General features: G+C 52.9%; 20 protein-coding genes. All 20 read left to right on the top strand.

The annotated features are described in order from the left end of the window. Nucleotides 1-50: 50 nt before the first annotated feature. The 20 genes from SPV1_RS03140 to SPV1_RS03045 all read left to right on the top strand — a co-directional run bounded on the left by SPV1_RS03140 (nucleotide 51) and on the right by SPV1_RS03045 (nucleotide 17,333). Entirely contained in the window at nucleotides 51-260 is a 210-nt protein-coding gene (locus SPV1_RS03140) for a hypothetical protein (protein ID WP_009849648.1), read from the top strand. A gap of 70 nt (nucleotides 261-330) precedes the next feature. After that, a complete protein-coding gene (locus SPV1_RS03135) occupies nucleotides 331-528 on the top strand; it encodes a YHS domain-containing protein (RefSeq protein WP_009849647.1) in 198 nt (65 codons plus the stop codon). Nucleotides 529-585: 57 nt separating this feature from the next. Continuing rightward, entirely contained in the window at nucleotides 586-1,248 is a 663-nt protein-coding gene (locus SPV1_RS03130; protein ID WP_009849646.1) for a methyltransferase family protein, read from the top strand. Then, on the top strand, nucleotides 1,245-1,559 hold the full coding sequence (locus SPV1_RS03125) for a DUF5676 family membrane protein (RefSeq protein WP_009849645.1): 315 nt from the start codon (nucleotides 1,245-1,247) through the stop codon (nucleotides 1,557-1,559). Before SPV1_RS03130 ends, SPV1_RS03125 begins: the two co-directional genes overlap by 4 nt. A gap of 120 nt (nucleotides 1,560-1,679) precedes the next feature. Then, entirely contained in the window at nucleotides 1,680-2,153 is a 474-nt protein-coding gene (locus SPV1_RS13895; protein WP_009849643.1) for a hypothetical protein, read from the top strand. A 36-nt stretch (nucleotides 2,154-2,189) separates the two neighbouring features. Beyond that, a complete protein-coding gene (locus SPV1_RS03115) occupies nucleotides 2,190-2,930 on the top strand; it encodes an SLOG cluster 4 domain-containing protein (RefSeq protein ID WP_050754705.1) in 741 nt (246 codons plus the stop codon). 4 nt (nucleotides 2,931-2,934) lie between these two features. Continuing rightward, complete coding sequence (locus SPV1_RS03110) at nucleotides 2,935-3,879, top strand: patatin-like phospholipase family protein (protein ID WP_009849641.1); 945 nt, start codon at nucleotides 2,935-2,937, stop codon at nucleotides 3,877-3,879. Continuing rightward, nucleotides 3,876-5,036, top strand: coding sequence for an NAD(P)/FAD-dependent oxidoreductase (locus SPV1_RS03105; RefSeq protein WP_009849640.1), 1,161 nt, complete (start codon nucleotides 3,876-3,878; stop codon nucleotides 5,034-5,036). The genes SPV1_RS03110 and SPV1_RS03105 overlap by 4 nt, the downstream gene beginning before the upstream one ends. Next, entirely contained in the window at nucleotides 5,029-5,517 is a 489-nt protein-coding gene (locus tag SPV1_RS03100) for a c-type cytochrome (RefSeq protein WP_155806618.1), read from the top strand. The genes SPV1_RS03105 and SPV1_RS03100 overlap by 8 nt, the downstream gene beginning before the upstream one ends. Then, a complete protein-coding gene (locus tag SPV1_RS03095; RefSeq protein ID WP_009849638.1) occupies nucleotides 5,507-5,986 on the top strand; it encodes a response regulator in 480 nt (159 codons plus the stop codon). Before SPV1_RS03100 ends, SPV1_RS03095 begins: the two co-directional genes overlap by 11 nt. Next, entirely contained in the window at nucleotides 5,983-6,756 is a 774-nt protein-coding gene (locus SPV1_RS03090; RefSeq protein ID WP_009849637.1) for an HD domain-containing phosphohydrolase, read from the top strand. The genes SPV1_RS03095 and SPV1_RS03090 overlap by 4 nt, the downstream gene beginning before the upstream one ends. Nucleotides 6,757-6,780: 24 nt before the next feature. Continuing rightward, nucleotides 6,781-9,312, top strand: coding sequence for a heavy metal translocating P-type ATPase (locus SPV1_RS03085; protein ID WP_009849636.1), 2,532 nt, complete (start codon nucleotides 6,781-6,783; stop codon nucleotides 9,310-9,312). Between the two features lie 6 nt (nucleotides 9,313-9,318). Next, nucleotides 9,319-10,575 carry a hypothetical protein gene (locus SPV1_RS03080; RefSeq protein WP_009849635.1) on the top strand — a complete coding sequence of 419 codons (1,257 nt, stop codon included), beginning with the start codon at nucleotides 9,319-9,321 and terminating at the stop codon, nucleotides 10,573-10,575. A gap of 129 nt (nucleotides 10,576-10,704) precedes the next feature. Then, complete coding sequence (locus SPV1_RS03075) at nucleotides 10,705-11,856, top strand: IS4 family transposase (RefSeq protein ID WP_009849287.1); 1,152 nt, start codon at nucleotides 10,705-10,707, stop codon at nucleotides 11,854-11,856. Between the two features lie 54 nt (nucleotides 11,857-11,910). Further along, nucleotides 11,911-12,675, top strand: coding sequence for a cytochrome c biogenesis CcdA family protein (locus tag SPV1_RS03070; protein ID WP_009849634.1), 765 nt, complete (start codon nucleotides 11,911-11,913; stop codon nucleotides 12,673-12,675). Between the two features lie 21 nt (nucleotides 12,676-12,696). Beyond that, entirely contained in the window at nucleotides 12,697-13,398 is a 702-nt protein-coding gene (locus tag SPV1_RS03065; protein ID WP_196795096.1) for a lycopene cyclase domain-containing protein, read from the top strand. Nucleotides 13,399-13,491: 93 nt separating this feature from the next. Beyond that, a complete protein-coding gene (locus tag SPV1_RS03060) occupies nucleotides 13,492-14,130 on the top strand; it encodes a CBS domain-containing protein (RefSeq protein ID WP_009849632.1) in 639 nt (212 codons plus the stop codon). A gap of 11 nt (nucleotides 14,131-14,141) precedes the next feature. Then, nucleotides 14,142-14,567 (top strand): ferredoxin-thioredoxin reductase catalytic domain-containing protein, encoded by a 426-nt coding sequence (locus tag SPV1_RS03055; RefSeq protein ID WP_009849631.1) that lies wholly within the window; start codon nucleotides 14,142-14,144, stop codon nucleotides 14,565-14,567. A gap of 14 nt (nucleotides 14,568-14,581) precedes the next feature. Then, the gene (locus SPV1_RS03050) at nucleotides 14,582-16,072 is read left to right on the top strand and encodes a sensor histidine kinase (protein WP_009849630.1); all 1,491 of its coding nucleotides are present in this window, start codon (nucleotides 14,582-14,584) and stop codon (nucleotides 16,070-16,072) included. Next, complete coding sequence (locus SPV1_RS03045; protein ID WP_050754703.1) at nucleotides 16,053-17,333, top strand: sigma-54-dependent transcriptional regulator; 1,281 nt, start codon at nucleotides 16,053-16,055, stop codon at nucleotides 17,331-17,333. The genes SPV1_RS03050 and SPV1_RS03045 overlap by 20 nt, the downstream gene beginning before the upstream one ends. The last annotated feature ends 33 nt before the right edge of the window (nucleotides 17,334-17,366 follow it).

Below are 17,366 nucleotides of genomic sequence, written 5' to 3'. Positions count from 1 at the left end.
TTCACTATCACTACACCGGTAGCAAACCGGCATAATCAAGGAGGACGACAATGCATATCAACATCATCCGAAGCAAAGCCAAAGATATGGGTTTAAAAACCGGTCGCATCGGCAAGATTGATCTGGTGCACAACATTCAGCGCGCCGAAGGCAACTTTGACTGTTTCGCCACAGCTTTTGACGGCATCTGCGATCAGGAGGGTTGTATGTGGCAAGAAGAGTGCTTTGCGCTGGCCAATAAACAGAGATCCGGCGATTGATGTCGCCACTCTCGATCTGTGCGCGGGTTGAGCCATGACAAGATATTTCTAAATCTCTAAGGAGGCAGCGATGAAACATCAAAGCAACGAACGAAACTTCAAGGATCCGGTTTGCGGCATGGAGGTCAGCCGCATAACCGCCAGTGATGAACTCGAATATCAGGGGAAGATCTACTATTTCTGCGCCACGAGCTGTCGGGAGGCGTTCGAGTCGGAGCCTGAAAAGTACATTCGGCATCACCGCCAGCACGGGATTAAGCAGTCTTAAGCCTGCACAAGAGCGGGCCGGTGACAGCCAAAGAGCGAAATAAAAGAGGAGTTTACTATGACTGAAGGTATTGCGCATTCCGGAGCCTGGGGCATTGCCGCAATCATGATCGTTCTGGCGTCATGGGTGCTTTATCGTTATTTGGCTCCGAAAACCTGGCGTGAGTGGGCGAGTGCGGGGGTGGTGCAGGCATTCATTATTGCGCTGTATGCGGAGATGTATGGATTTCCGCTCACCATTTACCTGCTGGTGCGTTTTTTCGGTCTGGATAAACACAATCTCAACGCCAACCTCTGGTCCTCGCTGCTCGGCATTGGAGAGACAGGCATGATGATTTCGATGCTGCTGGGCTATGCGTTCCTGTTTGTTGGTATCGGCCTGTTCATTCAAGGTTGGCGAGAACTCTATCGTGCGCACCGGCAGGGCAGGCTGGCAACAACAGGTTTGTATGCCCTGGTGCGGCACCCTCAGTATACAGGACTGTTTATCGGACTCTTCGGCGAGGGCGTGGTGCATTGGCCGACACTGTTTTCGGTGGGCCTGTTTCCCGTCATCGTGCTGGTCTACTTTTTGTTAGCGCGCAGCGAAGAGAAACGGGTGGTCGAACAGTTCGGTAAGGAATACCGCGCTTATCAACGGCAGGTGCCGATGTTTTTTCCACGTATGGGCCAATGGCGTCAGCTCGTGGAGCGTTCCAACGTAAATGAGGAGGATGTATGAATACTAAAATTGCTCTTGCCGCATTCGGCCACGCCACCAGCCTGTTTCTGGCCATCACCTTTGCGCTATGCGTCGCGTTTGATGTGCTGTTGCCCGAGCATGCGATGTTTACAGTTTGGCAAAAGCTGCTGCCGGGATTTACCGGTATCAACTGGAGCAGCTTTTTCATCGGACTGATCGAATCCTATGGCTACGGCTGGTATGCGGCCCTGATTTGGGTGCCACTGTATAATGTGTTTGCCGTCCGCGCATCCCGGCCATGCAGTTGCAAAAACGAAAAGAGTGATGAACACGCAGAGCAAGGGCAGTGATTCTGCAATGTGGATGGCATGGAGCCCCGCACATATGAATCAGGCACTGACGCGCCTGATTGTCATCGGACTGGAGGATGGATAAGCCAACAGCCGTAATTTATTACAAAGGAGCAAACCATGAAACATAGTCTGATCGTTAGTATATTCGCCCTGAGCATCGCCGCAGCACCGGCATTTGCCGAGCAAGCACATCATTCGTCTGATTCAGCGGCAGGGAAATCCGGTGCTGCCGTTGCTGCACAGCCATGTAATAATGGCATGGGCATGATGCAAATGCAGGGAATGCAGCCTCACATGGATAAGATGCATGCAACAGCGCAACAGTATTCACAGGCAAAGAGCGCTAAGCAGCGCCGCAGTCTCATGCAAGAGCATATGCGGGAAATGCGCAAGGCCATGGATAAAATGCAGGGCATGATGGGCAATATGGGTATGATGGGCGGTAAAGGCAGCAGCGGAGCCTCGATGCCCATGGAAAAGCGCATGGACAAAATGCAAGCAGGCATGGGCATGATGCGGCAGATGATGAAACAGATGATGGATCAGCAGTCCATGATGATGGATATGCCTGTTGATATGAAAGGACATTGATTCGCATGAACAACATCATGCTAAATGGAGGTGTTGATGATACGTGACCCGGTTTGCCTGATGACGATCACCCCCAGCCATGCCGTAGCGATGAGCGAATTCGGCGGCCGCAGTTATTACTTCTGCTCCGAAGAGTGCCGTGACAAATTCCGGGAACGGCCTCAGGCATTTCTCAACAAGGCGCCCGGCATGCGACTGACAGTCGGCGTGATGGGGTCTGCGGATTCGAATCAGGATGATGATATCAAGGATCAGGTGTATCAGTTGGGTGTGGCGATTGCCGAGCGTGGTCTTGTCCTGATCACCGGCGCCTGCCCCGGCCTGCCATACGCTTGCGCTGAAGGGGTTAGGGAAGCCGGCGGCACATCCGTAGGGATTTCGCCCGCCCTGAGCCTGGATGAGCATGTGCATAAATATTACTCTCCTGCCGACGCCTATGATGTGCTGATCTATACGGGCAGCGGGCTGATGGGGCGCGAAGTAACAAACATCCGTTCCAGCGACATGGTGATCATAGTCGGCGGACGTTCCGGCACGCTAGGCGAATTTGCCATTGCCTTTGATGAAGGCAAACTCATTGGCGTCCTGCGAGGATCCGGAGGCATCACCAGTCAGCTGCCGGCTATTGTTGCAAGCTTCGGCAAGGATACCGGTTCGCATATCATTTATGATGCCGATCCGGTTACGCTGGTTTCCCTCCTGCTGACCTACTACGAAACGCATCAGTTCAGGCGGCCGTCCTGTTTCTGCGACGAGCAGATGGACGCGGCAGGCTAGATTGATGGGGGAGTCAATTCGTACAGGCCTTGTATTGAGCGCTGGCGGCGTGCGCGGCGTCTATGCCCATAGCGGTTTTATGCAGGCGCTGGCGGGCATGGATATCCAGCTTTCGGCGGTAGCCGGATGCAGCGCGGGCGCGCTCGTCGGCGGCATTCATGCCAGCGGCACGCCGCTGGAGCAGTGGCTGGAAGCACTGGCGCATATGGAACGGAAACACTTCTGGCGCCCGGGCTCATGGCGACGCGCGCTTATGGAACTGATGCTACACAGGGGTAGAACATTCACCGGCATAGCGACAACGGATGACGCCCTGGATTTCTGTCGCCGCAACATCGCGGTTGACTCGTTCGAGGCATGCCGCATCCCTTTCCATACGATAGCCACCAGCCTGACGACCGGCGAAAAGCAGATGTTTTCAGCAGGGGATCTGGCGCTGGGTATTGCAGCCAGCTCTACGGTCCCGCTGCTCTACCAGCCGGTTGAGATCGAAGGGATCTTCTATTGCGATGGCGGCGTCATAGACCTGGGGCCGACGGATGCAATATGTTGTCGCCATGAACTGGATGTGTTGATCGTGCACCATGTCGCGACGCGCACCAGGGGGTTCCGTGGCATCGATGCAACCGAGCAGGATGGCTGGCCGATCCTGGAGATTATTGACACGCTATTGTTCCGCAACCGGCCGTGGTATCTCTCCGACCTGCCGCTGACCTTCCGTCGTTGCCCTTGCGGCTGCAAGGCGTTGATTGTGGTGCTTGAACCATCGCTGCCGGAACTGCCATGGCCACAAACAGAGCATGGTCCGGATGTCCAGGCTGCAGCGAAAAGCCAGACGGAGGAGCTGCTCGCGCCATATCTGGAAACGTTGCGGCTGAATCCATCAGCGTTGTTTGGAGAGGTATTACCTCCTGCTACGCCTGGTATGGGTGGAGGCTGCCATTGTTGAATGTCAAACAAACAGCAGGTAGACGGTCGGTACTGCATATTTCCGGCGCCGGTCCGGCAGGTCTTGCCGCAGCCATCACGTACGCCAAGGCTGGCGGCCAAGCTATTGTGCATGAGCGAAAAACATCAGTCGGATCCCGCTTCCATGGCGACTTTCAGGGTCAGGAAAACTGGACTAGCCGTACCGACATCCTCGGCGAACTGGCCAGTATGGGCATTCAACCGGACTTTCCCCATACTGCATTTCGCGAACTGATCGCCTATTCGCCGGATGGGCGGGAGTTCCATCTTAGCAGCGATGTGCCGCTGTTTTATCTGGTACATCGCGGCAGCGGGCCAGATTCCCTGGACACTGCCCTGCTAAGGCAGGCGCTGGAATTGGGCGTTGAGATCAGGTTTGGCGACCGTATCAGCAAGCTGCCAGACGGCGGCATTTGCGCCGAAGGTCCGAAGGCGGGAGACGTGATTGCCGCCGACTACCAGTTTGACACCGATATGCAGGATGGAGCCTACGCGGCGCTTTCGGATGATCTGGCACCCAAAGGGTATGCATATCTGCTGATTCATCAGGGCCATGCGACCCTTGCCAGTTGCATGTATGATGATTTTCACCGGGAACATATTCACCTTGAAAAAACTGTAGCGTTCTTTCAGCAACGCCTCGGCTTCTCAATGGGCGAGCATGCCAAACGCTTCGGCGGGCTGGGCAATGTCAGTTATCCGAAATCTGCTATTAAGGGCAAGATTCTTTATGCCGGGGAGGCTGCCGGGTTTCAGGATGCGCTGTGGGGTTTCGGTATGCGCTATGCCATGATCTCGGGTCATCTGGCTGCGCAAGCATGGCTACGGGATCAACCATTGGCCTATGATCAGATGTGGCGGCAGGTGCTGGGCGGACGGATGCGGGCCGGCATCGTCAATCGTTATATGTTTTCCCGGCTGGGAGACAAAGGCTATGTCCGGTTTCTGGAGCATCTTACCAAATGCCGTGATGTTCGCGGCTGGCTTGGCCAGCAGCATAGGGAACAGTGGTTTACGCGCCTGCTGTTTCCATGGGCCGACCGGATGCTGCCCAGCAAGCGCAAGAATGAAAACTGTACTCATCCCGGCTGCACCTGTACCTGGTGTCGTTGCGCCAGGGGGCAGGCCGATGTCTAGAACGAATTTGCTGATTATGTGTCTGTGCATGGTCGCGCTGCCGGCCTGCAATGCGTCGTCGTCGGATAAAGCGGTGCGCTGGTATTCGCCGGAGCAGGTTGAACTCGGTGCCAGGGTGTTTGCCGACAATTGCGCGCAGTGTCATGGACTGCAGGCGCAGGGTTTGGTGAAAGACTGGAAACAGCGTCTGCCTGATGGTTCTTATCCGCCGCCGCCGTTGAATGGCAGCGCCCATGCCTGGCATCACCGGCTGCCACTGTTAGTAGAGATCATACAGCAGGGTGGTGCGCTGTATGATGGCAAGATGCCGGGTTTCAAGAGCAGCCTGAGTGAAGCCGAGCAGCGGGCGGCCATCGCATGGTTCCAGAGTTTATGGAGCGATGAGATCTACCGCTTATGGGCGGCGGATCGCAAATCCTCCGATATACCGTTTGCCCCTGTACCGATGACCGGCAAGGAGACAAACACTGATGGCGAATAACATGTTTCACCTTATCCATGATGATAAAAGCCTGCGCGATCTTCTTGAAACCATCATATCTGATGCCGGTTATGATGTTCGTTGTTTTGACTTTGCCGAACACTATCTTCAGTTCCTCAAGGATCCCGAGTTTGCACAACCAATTGCTGTATTGAGTGAGGTCAATCTGCCCGGGATGTCCGGTTATGACCTGGCCATTGAAATCCGAAGAACATACCCATTGCTCAAAATTGCCATTATTACCGGCAAATCCGATGATGAGTACCACATCTTCGCTGCCAGTCAACTGTGTTACTCGCTGACTGAGCAGTTTCAACCTGAAAAATTAATATCACTATTGTCTTCACTGGCAGCCTGTGAAAATGCCCACATATCTGAAGGCAGAAGCAAATACTTTCAGCGCTGTGATTTCGGCATGGATCACGATTGCCCGTTTTATAACGCAAAACGGCTGAATGGAAAACCATGATGATTGACCCTGTGTGTGGTATGGAAGTTTCCGGTTCAGATTATTCGACCAAGCACCAGAATGTACTTTACGCATTTTGCTCAGACCTGTGCAAACAGAGCTTTCTGCAACATGCTGATACCTACATTGATATGCAACTATCGCGCATTCAGGAACGCAATAAAGAATTGGAACTGATCCGAAGCGAAACCATTCAATGTTTGTCCAGAGCTGCTGAGTACAAGGATAATGAGACAGGTGGACATATCTCCAGAATGGCGAGTTATTGTAAACGTCTGGCGATGGTTTCCGGGCTTGATATGAGGCATGCGCAGCTGATTGAAATGGCCTCACCCATGCATGATATAGGGAAAATTGGTATCCCCGAATATATTTTATTAAAAGAAGGACCGCTGGATGCCAATGAACGACGCATAATGCAGCAACATCCGGAAATTGGCGCCGACATTATTGGCAGAAACCTGCAATCTGAATTGATGAATATGGCCTGTTCCATTTCATTAACCCATCACGAAAAGTGGGATGGTACTGGTTATCCGAAGGGGTTAAATGGTAACTCAATACCGATTGAAGGACGCATTGTGGGTCTTTGTGATGTTTTTGATGCGTTAATATCCAAGCGCCCATATAAACCTGTCTGGCCCATTGATAAAATAAAAAACTATATTTCCGAACAAACAGGAAAACATTTTGACCCAACACTTGCGGCATTGTTCCTGGATAATTTTTCCGACTACCTTGCCATCTGCAGATGTTGTAATGAAGAGTAACTATGAAGATCAAGGAGACAAGCAATGAATATTGATCCGGTTTGTGGCATGAACGTCAAAGATAATTCTCCCCATAGAGCTGAATATGACGGCCATACATGGCATTTTTGCAGCGCCGGTTGTAAGGGTAAATTCAATGCCGGGCCGGATCAGTTCACCATTGATCCTGTCTGTGGCATGCATGTCAAACCCGAATCACCGCATCGAGCCAAACATGTTGATCACAGCTATCGTTTCTGTAGCGAGAAGTGCCTACAAAAATTTTCTGACGATCCGTCTCAATACATTAACAAGGAGAGGCATGCTGTCGAAGCGACGACCGAAACAGGTGCTGGTCGCTACACCTGCCCGATGCACCCTGAGATTGAACAGGATGGCCCCGGCAGTTGTCCCAAATGCGGTATGGCGCTTGAGCCGATGGGTGTTCCCGTAAGCAGTGGAAAAATCGAATATATATGCCCGATGCATCCGGAAGTGGTCAGCGATGAACCGGGGTCATGCCCTAAATGCGGTATGGCGCTGGAGGCGCGTACGGTGACGCTCGATGAAGAGAATCCGGAACTCGATGATATGAGCCGTCGATTCAAGGTCAGCGTACTGCTGGCGGTGCCGGTTTTTCTGTTGGCCATGGTCGCCGATCTGGCACCGGCATGGCTGCCTTCCGGTCTGAGCATGGGTACGGTACAGTGGATAGAATTTGCCTTGGCTACCCCCGTGGTTCTGTGGGGTGGCTGGCCCTTTTTTGTGCGCGGTTGGCAGTCAGTGCTTACCTGGAATCTGAATATGTTCACGCTGATCGGTTTGGGTGTCGGCGTGGCATGGGTTTACAGCATGGTTGCGTTGCTTGCCCCAGGCCTGTTCCCGCCAGTTATGCAAATGGAGGGCGGGCTGGTTGATGTCTATTTCGAGGCGGCGGCCGTGATCACAGCACTGGTGCTGCTCGGGCAGGTATTGGAGTTGCGCGCCCGTTCGCGCACCAATGAAGCCATCAAGCTGCTGCTTGGCATGTCGCCGAAAACCGCGCGGCGTGTTGGGAAGGATGGAAGCGAGACCGATGTGCCGCTGGAGGATGTGCAGCCGGGGGATGTACTGCGCATTCGTCCCGGAGAAAAGGTGCCCGTGGATGGCGTGGTGACCGAGGGCGAGAGCAATGTCGATGAGTCGATGGTTTCGGGGGAACCGGTTCCGGTAGAGAAGTTTGCCGGAGAAAAGCTGATCGGGGCGACCGTCAATGGCAATGGCTCGCTCTTGATGCGGGCAGAGAAGGTGGGCGCTGAAACCTTGCTGGCCCAGATCGTCAACATGGTGGCCGAGGCGCAGCGCTCACGCGCGCCCATTCAGAAGATGGCCGATACCGTAGCCGGCTATTTTGTGCCTGCCGTGGTCGGTGTAGCGCTGGTCGCCTTTGCCGTGTGGTTCTTTGTCGGCCCCGAGCCGAGGCTGGCGCATGCAATTATCAATGCCGTGGCCGTGCTGATTATCGCCTGCCCCTGTGCACTTGGGCTGGCTACGCCAATCTCAATCATGGTCGGCACAGGTCGCGGCGCAACCGCCGGCGTGCTGATCAAGAATGCCGAGTCGCTGGAGATCGTGGAAAAGGTGAATACGGTCGTGGTGGACAAGACCGGCACGCTGACCGAAGGCCGGCCTTCCCTGACGACCGTCAAGGCTGTGGGGAAACTGAGCGAGGATCAGGTGTTGCAGATGGCGGCCAGTCTGGAAAAGGCCAGCGAACATCCGTTGGCCGAGGCGATTGTTGCCGGAGCGAAAGAGCGCAAACTGGAACCGAAAGCAGTTAAAGGGTTTGCGGCAGTGACGGGCAAAGGAGTAAGCGCCACGCTTGGAGGAAAAGCCGTGCTGCTGGGCAATGCCAAACTGATGCAGGATAGCGGCATTGATACTGCTACCGCAGAGGCGCAGGTTGAGGAGCACCAGCGTGACGGTGAGACGGTCATGTATCTTGCCGTGGGCGGAGAACTTGCAGGGCTGCTGGGCGTTTCCGACCCGATCAAGGCTTCTACACCGGATGCAATCAAGGAATTGCATGACGAGGGCATTGAGGTGGTGATGCTGACGGGAGATAATCGCAATACGGCGGCGGCGGTAGCGAAGAAACTCGGCATTGATCGCTTTGAAGCTGATGTGTTGCCGGATCAGAAAGCGGCAGTGGTCAAAAAACTACAGGATGAGGGAAAGATCGTGGCCATGGCCGGTGACGGCATCAACGATGCGCCGGCGCTGGCGCAAGCCCACGTTGGTATCGCTATGGGTACAGGCACCGATGTGGCGATGGAGTCGGCAGGGGTGACCCTGATCAAGGGCGATCTTCGCGGTATCGTTCGCGCGGTTCGACTTTCTCGATCTACGATGCGAAACATCCGCCAGAACCTGTTTTTCGCTTTCATCTACAATGCTGCCGGAGTGCCGGTCGCCGCGGGGGTTCTCTACCCGGTGTTCGGGCTGCTGTTGTCGCCAGTCATCGCTGCTGCAGCGATGAGTTTTTCATCGGTGTCGGTGATTACCAATGCCCTCAGGCTGCGAAATGCTAAGTTGTAGGTTCTGATGAATCAGCCAATAAAAACAGTAATCGAACGATATAAACGTGATGGCGAGTCCGTTTACAACACATGGTTTGTAAATAATGACGAGCGGTTGAAGGCGTTTCGTTCCATTCGCAAGGGCGTTCAACAAGTCGTTGACGACATCCGCGATGATTCGTTCCCGAACGATTTCAAAGGATCATCGCTTGAATTTGTCATCACCTGTATCAGCGAGCAGAAACAGGTATTTGCCGGGGCATCGCATCCATTTTACTGGAAACCAAAACTCCGGATTCCCGATATTTATGAAAACGAACAGAACAAGCGTGCATTCGGAGCCTTTTTAGACTGGTGTTTAAAGGCTACAAATGAAGAAAAGCTGCTCAAGGAGATTATTCGGCTGGATGGTCTGAATATTAAGGGGCTCGGACCAGCTGTAGCAAATATTCTCTATTTTCTGCACCCGACCCTGTTGCCTCCATTCAACACAGCTATTGTGAATGGGTTTAACCGCCTGTTCGGCGAAAAGAGGAAGCTGGGTTCATGGTCTGAATACCTCGCCATGCGTGCAGTGATGCTTGAGGTGAATCAGCAGCATCGCAGCCTGCTTTCTTCCGATCTCGGAGCCATAGCCGGGCTGTTGTTCGATATCGGAAGCAATAAGCTGTTGGTCGGGAATGAGCATACATTGACTGACGCTGAGCGTGAAAAGGTTGAAAAGAGTCTTCGTAAGCGGCGCAAAGAGGTCGAAGAAGATGGCGAACAGGGAAATCTGCATTCGGAGATGCAGGCCCATCTACTCAAAATCGGTAGTGCGCTGGGTTATGATGTGATCTGCGCCAGCAATGACCGTTCCCGGTGTCACGCAGGGATAACGTTGGGTTCAATGAGTATGCATGTCTTTCCCAGATTGCCAGTGAACGAAGCGACAGCTAAGACTATTCGACTGATTGATGTGCTCTGGTTTGAAAAGGACAGCCACCGCGTGGCTGCTGCGTTTGAGGTGGAGAAATGCACAACCATCACTTCAGGCATTGGGCGAATGATAGATTTGCACCATTCTTTCCCGGCATCAGCCTCATCCCTATATATCGTTATCCCGGACAAGCGCGAAAAAGAGCTGCAGCTATTAATGGCGAGACCATCTGTGCGCGCAACCCATACGGATGTGGATATGCATTACATATTATTTTCCGATCTTCGGAAGCACTGCGATGCCATGTGCACGTTTGGCGATTCCAAAGATATCCTGAAGAAAATCGCCAAAAAAGCAGAGTGAGCTAACTGATTTTATCACGGCTGTCCGGTTAAGGAATCCGGAGGGATAAAAAAAGGTCTGAATTCCCAAGGGATATGGTAGATTTATTGTGATTGAGACAGCAAATCTACGCCCCGGAGAATTCAGACCATGAAGCATGCTAACACGGTTTTTCATCAATTGCTCAGAGTGATTCCGCGTCACCGTTTTGAGGAGGTTGTCAGGCGTTATGATGGTGACAGGCGTATCCGCAGTTTGTCCTGCTGGACGCAGTTTTGCGTCATGCTCTATGCGCAGCTTTGCTCCCGGCAGTCTCTGCGGGATGTGGTTTCGGCATGGGAAAGTCACGCCAGCAGGCACTATCACCTGGGAGCAGGCTCGGTGAGGCGTTCCACGCTTGCTGATGCCAATGTGAAGCGCTCTGCGGGCATGTATCTGGAGCTGTTTTACTGGCTTTTGCATCAGTTTCGCGGCAAGGGCATCCACCGCAAGGATGCCGTTCGGCTGATTGACTCCACGACGATTGACCTGTGCAAGCATCAGTTTGAATGGGCGAGCTTCCGCACCGGCAAATCGGGCGTGAAGGTGCATACGGTGTATGACCCTGATGCGCAGGTTCCCACCTTCTTTTCCATCACCGCAGCCAAAAAGCATGACAAGAAGGCTGCGGAGCACATGCCCCTGTTGCCCGGCGCCACTTATGTGTTCGACAGGGCCTACAACGATTACGCATGGTTCCATGACCTGACACAAAGGGATATCCGCTTCGTCAGCCGCATGAAGCGCAACGCGGAATTCGAGGTAGTGGCAACGCTCCCTGTATCAGATGACGGTGTATTGGAAGACCAGCATATCCGTCTGTCATCGGCCAAAGGCAGGAAGGAATGTCCGACCATCCTGCGCCGCATCTGCTTCGTGCATGAGGAAGATGGCAAGAAGCTTGTCTTTATCACCAATGACCTGAAGCGCTCCGCCGGAGCCATCGCAGCCCTGTACAAACAGCGCTGGCAAATTGAACTGTTCTTCAGGTGGATTAAACAGAACCTGAAGATCAAACGCTTCATCGGCACATCCGAGAACGCTGTCAAAATCCAGATTATCATTGCCATGATCGCCTATCTGCTGCTGCACATGGCAAGAAGGATCCTGCCTGCAAGCCGATCCATGCAACAACTGGCGAGACTCGTTTCCGTCAACCTCATGCAGCGACGAAACTTGCTCGAATTGCTGGCTGATTCCCCACCGCCGCCAAAGCGACGATTCGCCATAAATCAGCGACAAATGTGCCTCATCAATGCTTAACCGGACAACAGTGTGATTTTATGTTAAATAATACTCGAAACAAATGGAGATTGAATGATTGAAGTGACGCTCGCCGGAGCCTTGATAGCCGGATTATTATCTTTTTTATCACCGTGCGTGTTGCCGCTGGTGCCAGCGTATTTGTCTTATATTTCCGGCGTGTCCGTGAACGAGCTTCGCCAGCAGGATGATGAGGCTGCAAGTGTCCGGCGGCATGCTTTGGCGCAGTCCTTATGGTTTGTAGGCGGCTTCAGCCTGATTTTCATCGCTCTTGGCGCATCTGCAACTCTCCTTGGCCAATGGATGATGGCCCATATGGAGATGCTAGGAAAGATTGCCGGCTCTATCATCGTGATATTCGGACTTCACTACGCGGGCTTGATTCGCATCCCGCTGCTGATGATGGAGGCTCGTTTTGAGGCAGGCGGTGTAAATGCCAGGCATGGTATGGGCGCTCTGATTCTGGGAGCCGCTTTTGCCTTTGGTTGGACGCCCTGCATTGGCCCTATCCTTGGTGCCATTCTGGCCGTTGCCGGCGCACAGTCTGAGATGACACGTGGTATTGCCCTGCTGGCAGTTTATTCGCTGGGCTTGGCAATCCCGTTTTTATTGGCGGCTTTAGCCACGGATTCTTTCCTGCGCTGGTCGCAACGTTTTAAGCATCATCTTGCAATGGTTGAGAAGGTTTCCGGAGTCCTCTTGATCATTGTCGGACTGCTTATCTTCTTCGGCAGCTTTAACATCGTATCCGGCTGGATCATTGACTGGTTTCCTGCACTTGCTGACATTGAGGGGGCCTTTGCCTCGGTGCCTAAATAGCATGTTATCCATGATGAGCCAATGATGGGATGGCATCTCGCTTCAGATCATTATGTATGGCTGTTGTGGTCAAGTGCGTTTCTTGTGCCATGGGCGATCGTGTATCTGTTATTTCCAAGGCATCGTCGGGCGATGTTATGGGCCAGCCTGTTTACCATGCCGTTCGGGCTCAGTGAGCCTTTGTTTGTGCCGGAGTACTGGCACCCTCCCAGTTTGTTTAACCTGGCTGCAAGCACAGGGTTTGATATCGAGAGCTTGATTTTTTGTTTTGGCATTGGAGGCATTGCTTCTGTTGCTTACAACCTGATCACTCAGCAGGCGCCTCAACCCGTTTCACAGGCTGAGAAGAGCAGACCACTTCACAAGCATCACTATACGGCTCTTGCCGCACCATTTGTCTCTTTCCCGATACTTTATCTTTTGCCGTGGAATCCGATCTATCCGTCAATTGTTGCTATGTTTATCGGTGCGTTGGCCAACATGCTATGCCGTCCTGATATCAAACGAAAAAGCTGGATTGGCGGCTTGTTGTTTTTGCTTTATTACGCGCTCTTTCTTGCCGGCCTGGAGTGGAGTGCGCCCGGTTATATTGAGCGAGTATGGAATTTGGCTTCGCTTTCCGGTATAAGTATGGCTTCTATGCCGGTCGAGGAGTTGTTGTTTGCCATTGGTTTCGGCATGTACTGGTCCGGCGTTTATGAGCATTTTACGTGGAGAAAGTGAAGTACGGCAGAACGCTGGAAGCCGAAATAAAGCGGGCATTCACCATGCTTCCGGAGAGCCTGTCTAGAAAAGAATGGTTGAGGAGATAAGATTATGTTTACGGTATACGGCCCGGGCATCACTGACCCCATCCATCTGGAAAAACTCTTTGCTCAGGGCAAGGTGACAAAAACAGTTGCTATATCTCCCGAGCTGGCAATCGACGCCAAACAGCATACAACGCAATCTGAGCAGCAGCACAGGGAGCGTACCAGCGGCGCTGCGAATCAACATTACCAGACTTTGGCGTATGGAGAGAAAGAGAGCCCGTTGCTTCGCGCCGGGCAAATCATGACTTCGCCGGTTATCTCGATTCAGGCGGGCTCCAGCGTGGCTGATGCAATAAGCATGCTGGAAAACGGCGCTTTTCGACATATCCCGGTCCTGAACCACGATCATCAACTGGTCGGCCTGCTCTCTGACAGGGATCTCATTCGCTGCCTGTGTGGCTCCGGTTCCGTGTGTATGCATTGTTCCACCGACAAACAGGTCGTTCCGGTTCATACCATCATGAAAGCGCCGGTGCTGACAACGACCATTGATACTGATGCCCGCCATATTGCCCGCCTTTTTGTCGAGCAGAAAATCGGAGCGATTCCTATCATGGATGGGAAAACTCTGGCCGGAATTATTTCACGCAGTGATATCCTGCAAGCGGTGATGCACCACTTTGCGCTGGAATTATGGGTTTGAGTAGAAACGATATGAGGCAGTTACCCAGTGAAAAAAGCCTGGATGCAGTTGATCGACTGGTCGCCAGTTACACACTGAAGTCCGGCACATGCACCCATCCGGGTCCGACCGTGACCGAGTCGGTAAAGTTGGGACTGGCTGAGCATAAGGATAAGTTGAACAAACTGCTCTGCCCCTGTCGCTTCTATCCTGACAAGGGGGAAGAGGTGACGCACCGCACATGGATTTGCCCCTGTGATGATATGCAGGTCTACAAATATTGCCACTGCCTGTTATTTTTCACGGAGCAGGGCTTGCCCATCACAGAGTATTTGCCTTCATATCATGAAGGCCGGGAGACGTATGGTGAGGTCAAGGATCCGACACCGGATAAAGGGCGTCCGCTGAAACATCGGGCGGATGCACGTGAAGATGAACGCCTCAGTCGTCCGAGCTAGTGAGCTATAGAGTCATGAACTTTTTGCGCGGTCTCTCCGGTGTGGTGGCATTATGGCTACTCGCCGTGTTTTTCATGATGGCTTTTGTGGGCTGGCATCAACTCAGGGATATCTCGACCATTCATGACCGGGCACTGCACCTGGAATCAGTCAACCACAAGAGCCATATATTGCACGAACTGGAGATGAGCATTCGTAAACAGGCGGCATTTGTACATGATTTTCTGATCAACGGTTCTGATCAATATAGCAATCTTTACCGGGCATCACAGCAGTATTTAGGCAAGGAAATAGATGATGCTGCCAGCCAGGGGATTGAGGTCTCACATATTCGTAGTGCTGTGCACGGTGTCGATGAGCAGGCCGAAAAGATTTTTTCTCTGCCTTTTGCGACCGGCAATATGGAAGGTCCTATCCTGATGCAGGAACTGGATAAAAAGCTGGCTGATCTTTCCAGTTTATTGGTGCAGCAACATCATGATATGGATGATTCCGTGAATGATGCCATGCGGCTTGTGGAAGGTTTGCATCTGGATTTGCGTGAGGACTTTGCCGTATCTCTGCTTGTGCTGTTTGCCCTGCTGGCCGGGCTGACTGTCTATATGTATACACGCATGATTCGGCCGTTGCTCCTGTTGCGCTCCAGCGTGGCCAAAATAGGTGAAGGCGAACTAACTGTTCATTGCCCTGAATTCGGGAATAATGAACTGGGAGACCTGTCACGGGCGCTCAATGCTATGGGTGAATCTATCAGGGAACATCAGAATGCGCTGGTTCGTGCCCGCAGCCTGCAGTCGCATCAGGAAAAGATGCAGGCGCTGGGCTTGATGGCAGCAAATATTGCCCATGAAGTCGGCAATCCACTTGCCGCTGCATCCGTGTCGCTGGATGTGGCCGGTCGCAAACTCAAGAACGGAAAATCAAGCGAGGCGGAAGCAGACCTGCAGATTGTCTCCGATGAGTTGCGGCGTACCGAGGCAATTATCCGCAATATACTGGAGTTCGGCAGGCCGTCTCAGGCCGTACTGGAGGCTATCGACCTGACAAGCGTGGTTGGTAGCTCGATCCAACTGGTCGGGCTGGTCAGAAAAGCCCGGCATGTGAATCTGGAGTACAGGCCGCAGCCCGGTATTGGTTCGGTGTCTGGTAGTGAGGATATGCTGAGGCAGGTGCTGGTAAACCTGCTGCTCAATGCAATTGATGCATCCCCCGAAGGAGCACTTGTTCGTATCAATGCGAAGAGTCAGGACGGAATGATATGGCTGGATGTATCCGATCAGGGCAGGGGAATTGATTCGGACCACGTGGAGGCGGTTTTTTCACCGATGTTTTCCACCAAGCAAAGGGGTGATGGTACCGGGTTGGGCTTGTCTATAAGTCGGGACCTGATTCGACAGATGGATGGCGATCTGGTGTTGTTCGCCAATAGCCCTGAAGGCTGTACGTTCAGAATAACACTACCCGTAGCAAAGGAAGGTGATGAACATGCTGATTCTGGTTATTGAGGATGAGCGGCGTATACGCGAAGGTATTGTCCAGATGCTCGCGGGTGATGGCTATGATGTACTGGAAGCAGAAAGCGTGGAGCAGGGTATCGCGATGATTGAGGCTGAAGAGCCACCGGTGGTGCTATCCGACATCAATCTGCCGGATGGCGACGGTTTCACGATTCTGCGTTACTGCCAGCACAACGGAATTGATACATCCTTTATCTTCATGACGGCTTTCGGCAGCCGTGATGTGGCTATTCAGGCTATTCAGGAAGGGGCCTATGATTATGTTTCCAAACCACTGCGTTTCGATGAGTTGTTTGCCCGCTTGAGGCGCCTGGAAGAGATGCAAAGCCTCAAAGGGCAGGTCAAACGCAAGTCGGAGCGGAAGCTTGCTGAAAGCAGGCTGGCGGTACTGGGTGATTCCGCACCGATGCAGCGAATCCGGAAGCTGGCTGCCAAGGCAGCGGGCTCCAATGCTCCTTTGCTGATTACCGGGGAAACCGGTGTCGGCAAGGGGCTGCTGGCCAAGCTGATACATACCAGCAGTCAGCGCAGCAATCTCCCCTTTGTCAGCATTAATTGCGCCTCTATTCCGGAAAACCTGCTGGAATCCGAACTGTTTGGTTACCACAAGGGCGCATTTACCGGTGCTGACGGGAACAAAAAAGGGCTGTTTAACGAAGTGGGCGAAGGCACGCTGTTTCTGGATGAAATAGGTGAAATGCCGCTCCATCTACAGGCCAAACTACTGCATGTACTGGACGATGGTACATTTCGACCCTTGGGCAGCACCCGTGATTTGCATTTCAAGGGCCGAATTGTTGCCGCCACGAACGTGGCCCTGGAAGACATGCTCGAAAACCGGACATTCCGCCAGGACCTCTATTATCGCCTTTCAGTACTGTCCATTGAAGTGCCTCCGCTGCGCAGCCGGCCTGATGACCTGATGCCGCTGGCTGAAAGCATTTACAGGGATCTGGCCATTGAAATGGGGCGACAGGTAAACAACATGCCCCTGAGTGTTGCTGAACAGGTTCAGCAACGGATGTGGTCGGGTAATGTCCGGGAGCTGAAAAACTATCTGGAGCGAGTCCTCATATTCGGTGATGAATCGTTGGAAGATGATTTGGACCTGACACTGGCCGAAGCCATACGCCGTTTCGAGCGCTCGTGGGCAGAGCGAGTGATCAATGACTGCGAAGGCGATAAAATCATGGCCGCAAGCCGGTTAGGCATTGGCTTGTCTACCTTGTATCGCAAACTGGAGGAGTAAACTCCCGAAGTTCAGTACTATGTTGACATCACT

This window comes from Mariprofundus ferrooxydans PV-1 (assembly GCF_000153765.1).
Lineage (GTDB): Bacteria > Pseudomonadota > Zetaproteobacteria > Mariprofundales > Mariprofundaceae > Mariprofundus > Mariprofundus ferrooxydans.
Note: the sequence above shows the minus strand (reverse complement) of the source record. Positions and strands in the feature narration are given on the sequence as shown.

Excerpts from the sequence above, each read along its gene's own strand:
- SPV1_RS03115 (WP_050754705.1), top strand. The coding sequence starts at position 2,190 with ATGATACGTGACCCGGTTTGCCTGATGACGATCACCCCCAGCCATGCC.
- SPV1_RS03130 (WP_009849646.1), top strand. The coding sequence starts at position 586 with ATGACTGAAGGTATTGCGCATTCCGGAGCCTGGGGCATTGCCGCAATC.
- SPV1_RS03050 (WP_009849630.1), top strand. The coding sequence starts at position 14,582 with ATGAACTTTTTGCGCGGTCTCTCCGGTGTGGTGGCATTATGGCTACTC.
- SPV1_RS03100 (WP_155806618.1), top strand. The coding sequence starts at position 5,029 with ATGTCTAGAACGAATTTGCTGATTATGTGTCTGTGCATGGTCGCGCTG.
- SPV1_RS03090 (WP_009849637.1), top strand. The coding sequence starts at position 5,983 with ATGATGATTGACCCTGTGTGTGGTATGGAAGTTTCCGGTTCAGATTAT.
- SPV1_RS03055 (WP_009849631.1), top strand. The coding sequence starts at position 14,142 with ATGAGGCAGTTACCCAGTGAAAAAAGCCTGGATGCAGTTGATCGACTG.
- SPV1_RS03045 (WP_050754703.1), top strand. The coding sequence starts at position 16,053 with ATGCTGATTCTGGTTATTGAGGATGAGCGGCGTATACGCGAAGGTATT.
- SPV1_RS03060 (WP_009849632.1), top strand. The coding sequence starts at position 13,492 with ATGTTTACGGTATACGGCCCGGGCATCACTGACCCCATCCATCTGGAA.
- SPV1_RS03070 (WP_009849634.1), top strand. The coding sequence starts at position 11,911 with ATGATTGAAGTGACGCTCGCCGGAGCCTTGATAGCCGGATTATTATCT.
- SPV1_RS03125 (WP_009849645.1), top strand. The coding sequence starts at position 1,245 with ATGAATACTAAAATTGCTCTTGCCGCATTCGGCCACGCCACCAGCCTG.
- SPV1_RS03140 (WP_009849648.1), top strand. The coding sequence starts at position 51 with ATGCATATCAACATCATCCGAAGCAAAGCCAAAGATATGGGTTTAAAA.
- SPV1_RS03080 (WP_009849635.1), top strand. The coding sequence starts at position 9,319 with ATGAATCAGCCAATAAAAACAGTAATCGAACGATATAAACGTGATGGC.
- SPV1_RS03135 (WP_009849647.1), top strand. The coding sequence starts at position 331 with ATGAAACATCAAAGCAACGAACGAAACTTCAAGGATCCGGTTTGCGGC.
- SPV1_RS03065 (WP_196795096.1), top strand. The coding sequence starts at position 12,697 with ATGATGGGATGGCATCTCGCTTCAGATCATTATGTATGGCTGTTGTGG.
- SPV1_RS03110 (WP_009849641.1), top strand. The coding sequence starts at position 2,935 with ATGGGGGAGTCAATTCGTACAGGCCTTGTATTGAGCGCTGGCGGCGTG.
- SPV1_RS13895 (WP_009849643.1), top strand. The coding sequence starts at position 1,680 with ATGAAACATAGTCTGATCGTTAGTATATTCGCCCTGAGCATCGCCGCA.
- SPV1_RS03095 (WP_009849638.1), top strand. The coding sequence starts at position 5,507 with ATGGCGAATAACATGTTTCACCTTATCCATGATGATAAAAGCCTGCGC.
- SPV1_RS03075 (WP_009849287.1), top strand. The coding sequence starts at position 10,705 with ATGAAGCATGCTAACACGGTTTTTCATCAATTGCTCAGAGTGATTCCG.
- SPV1_RS03085 (WP_009849636.1), top strand. The coding sequence starts at position 6,781 with ATGAATATTGATCCGGTTTGTGGCATGAACGTCAAAGATAATTCTCCC.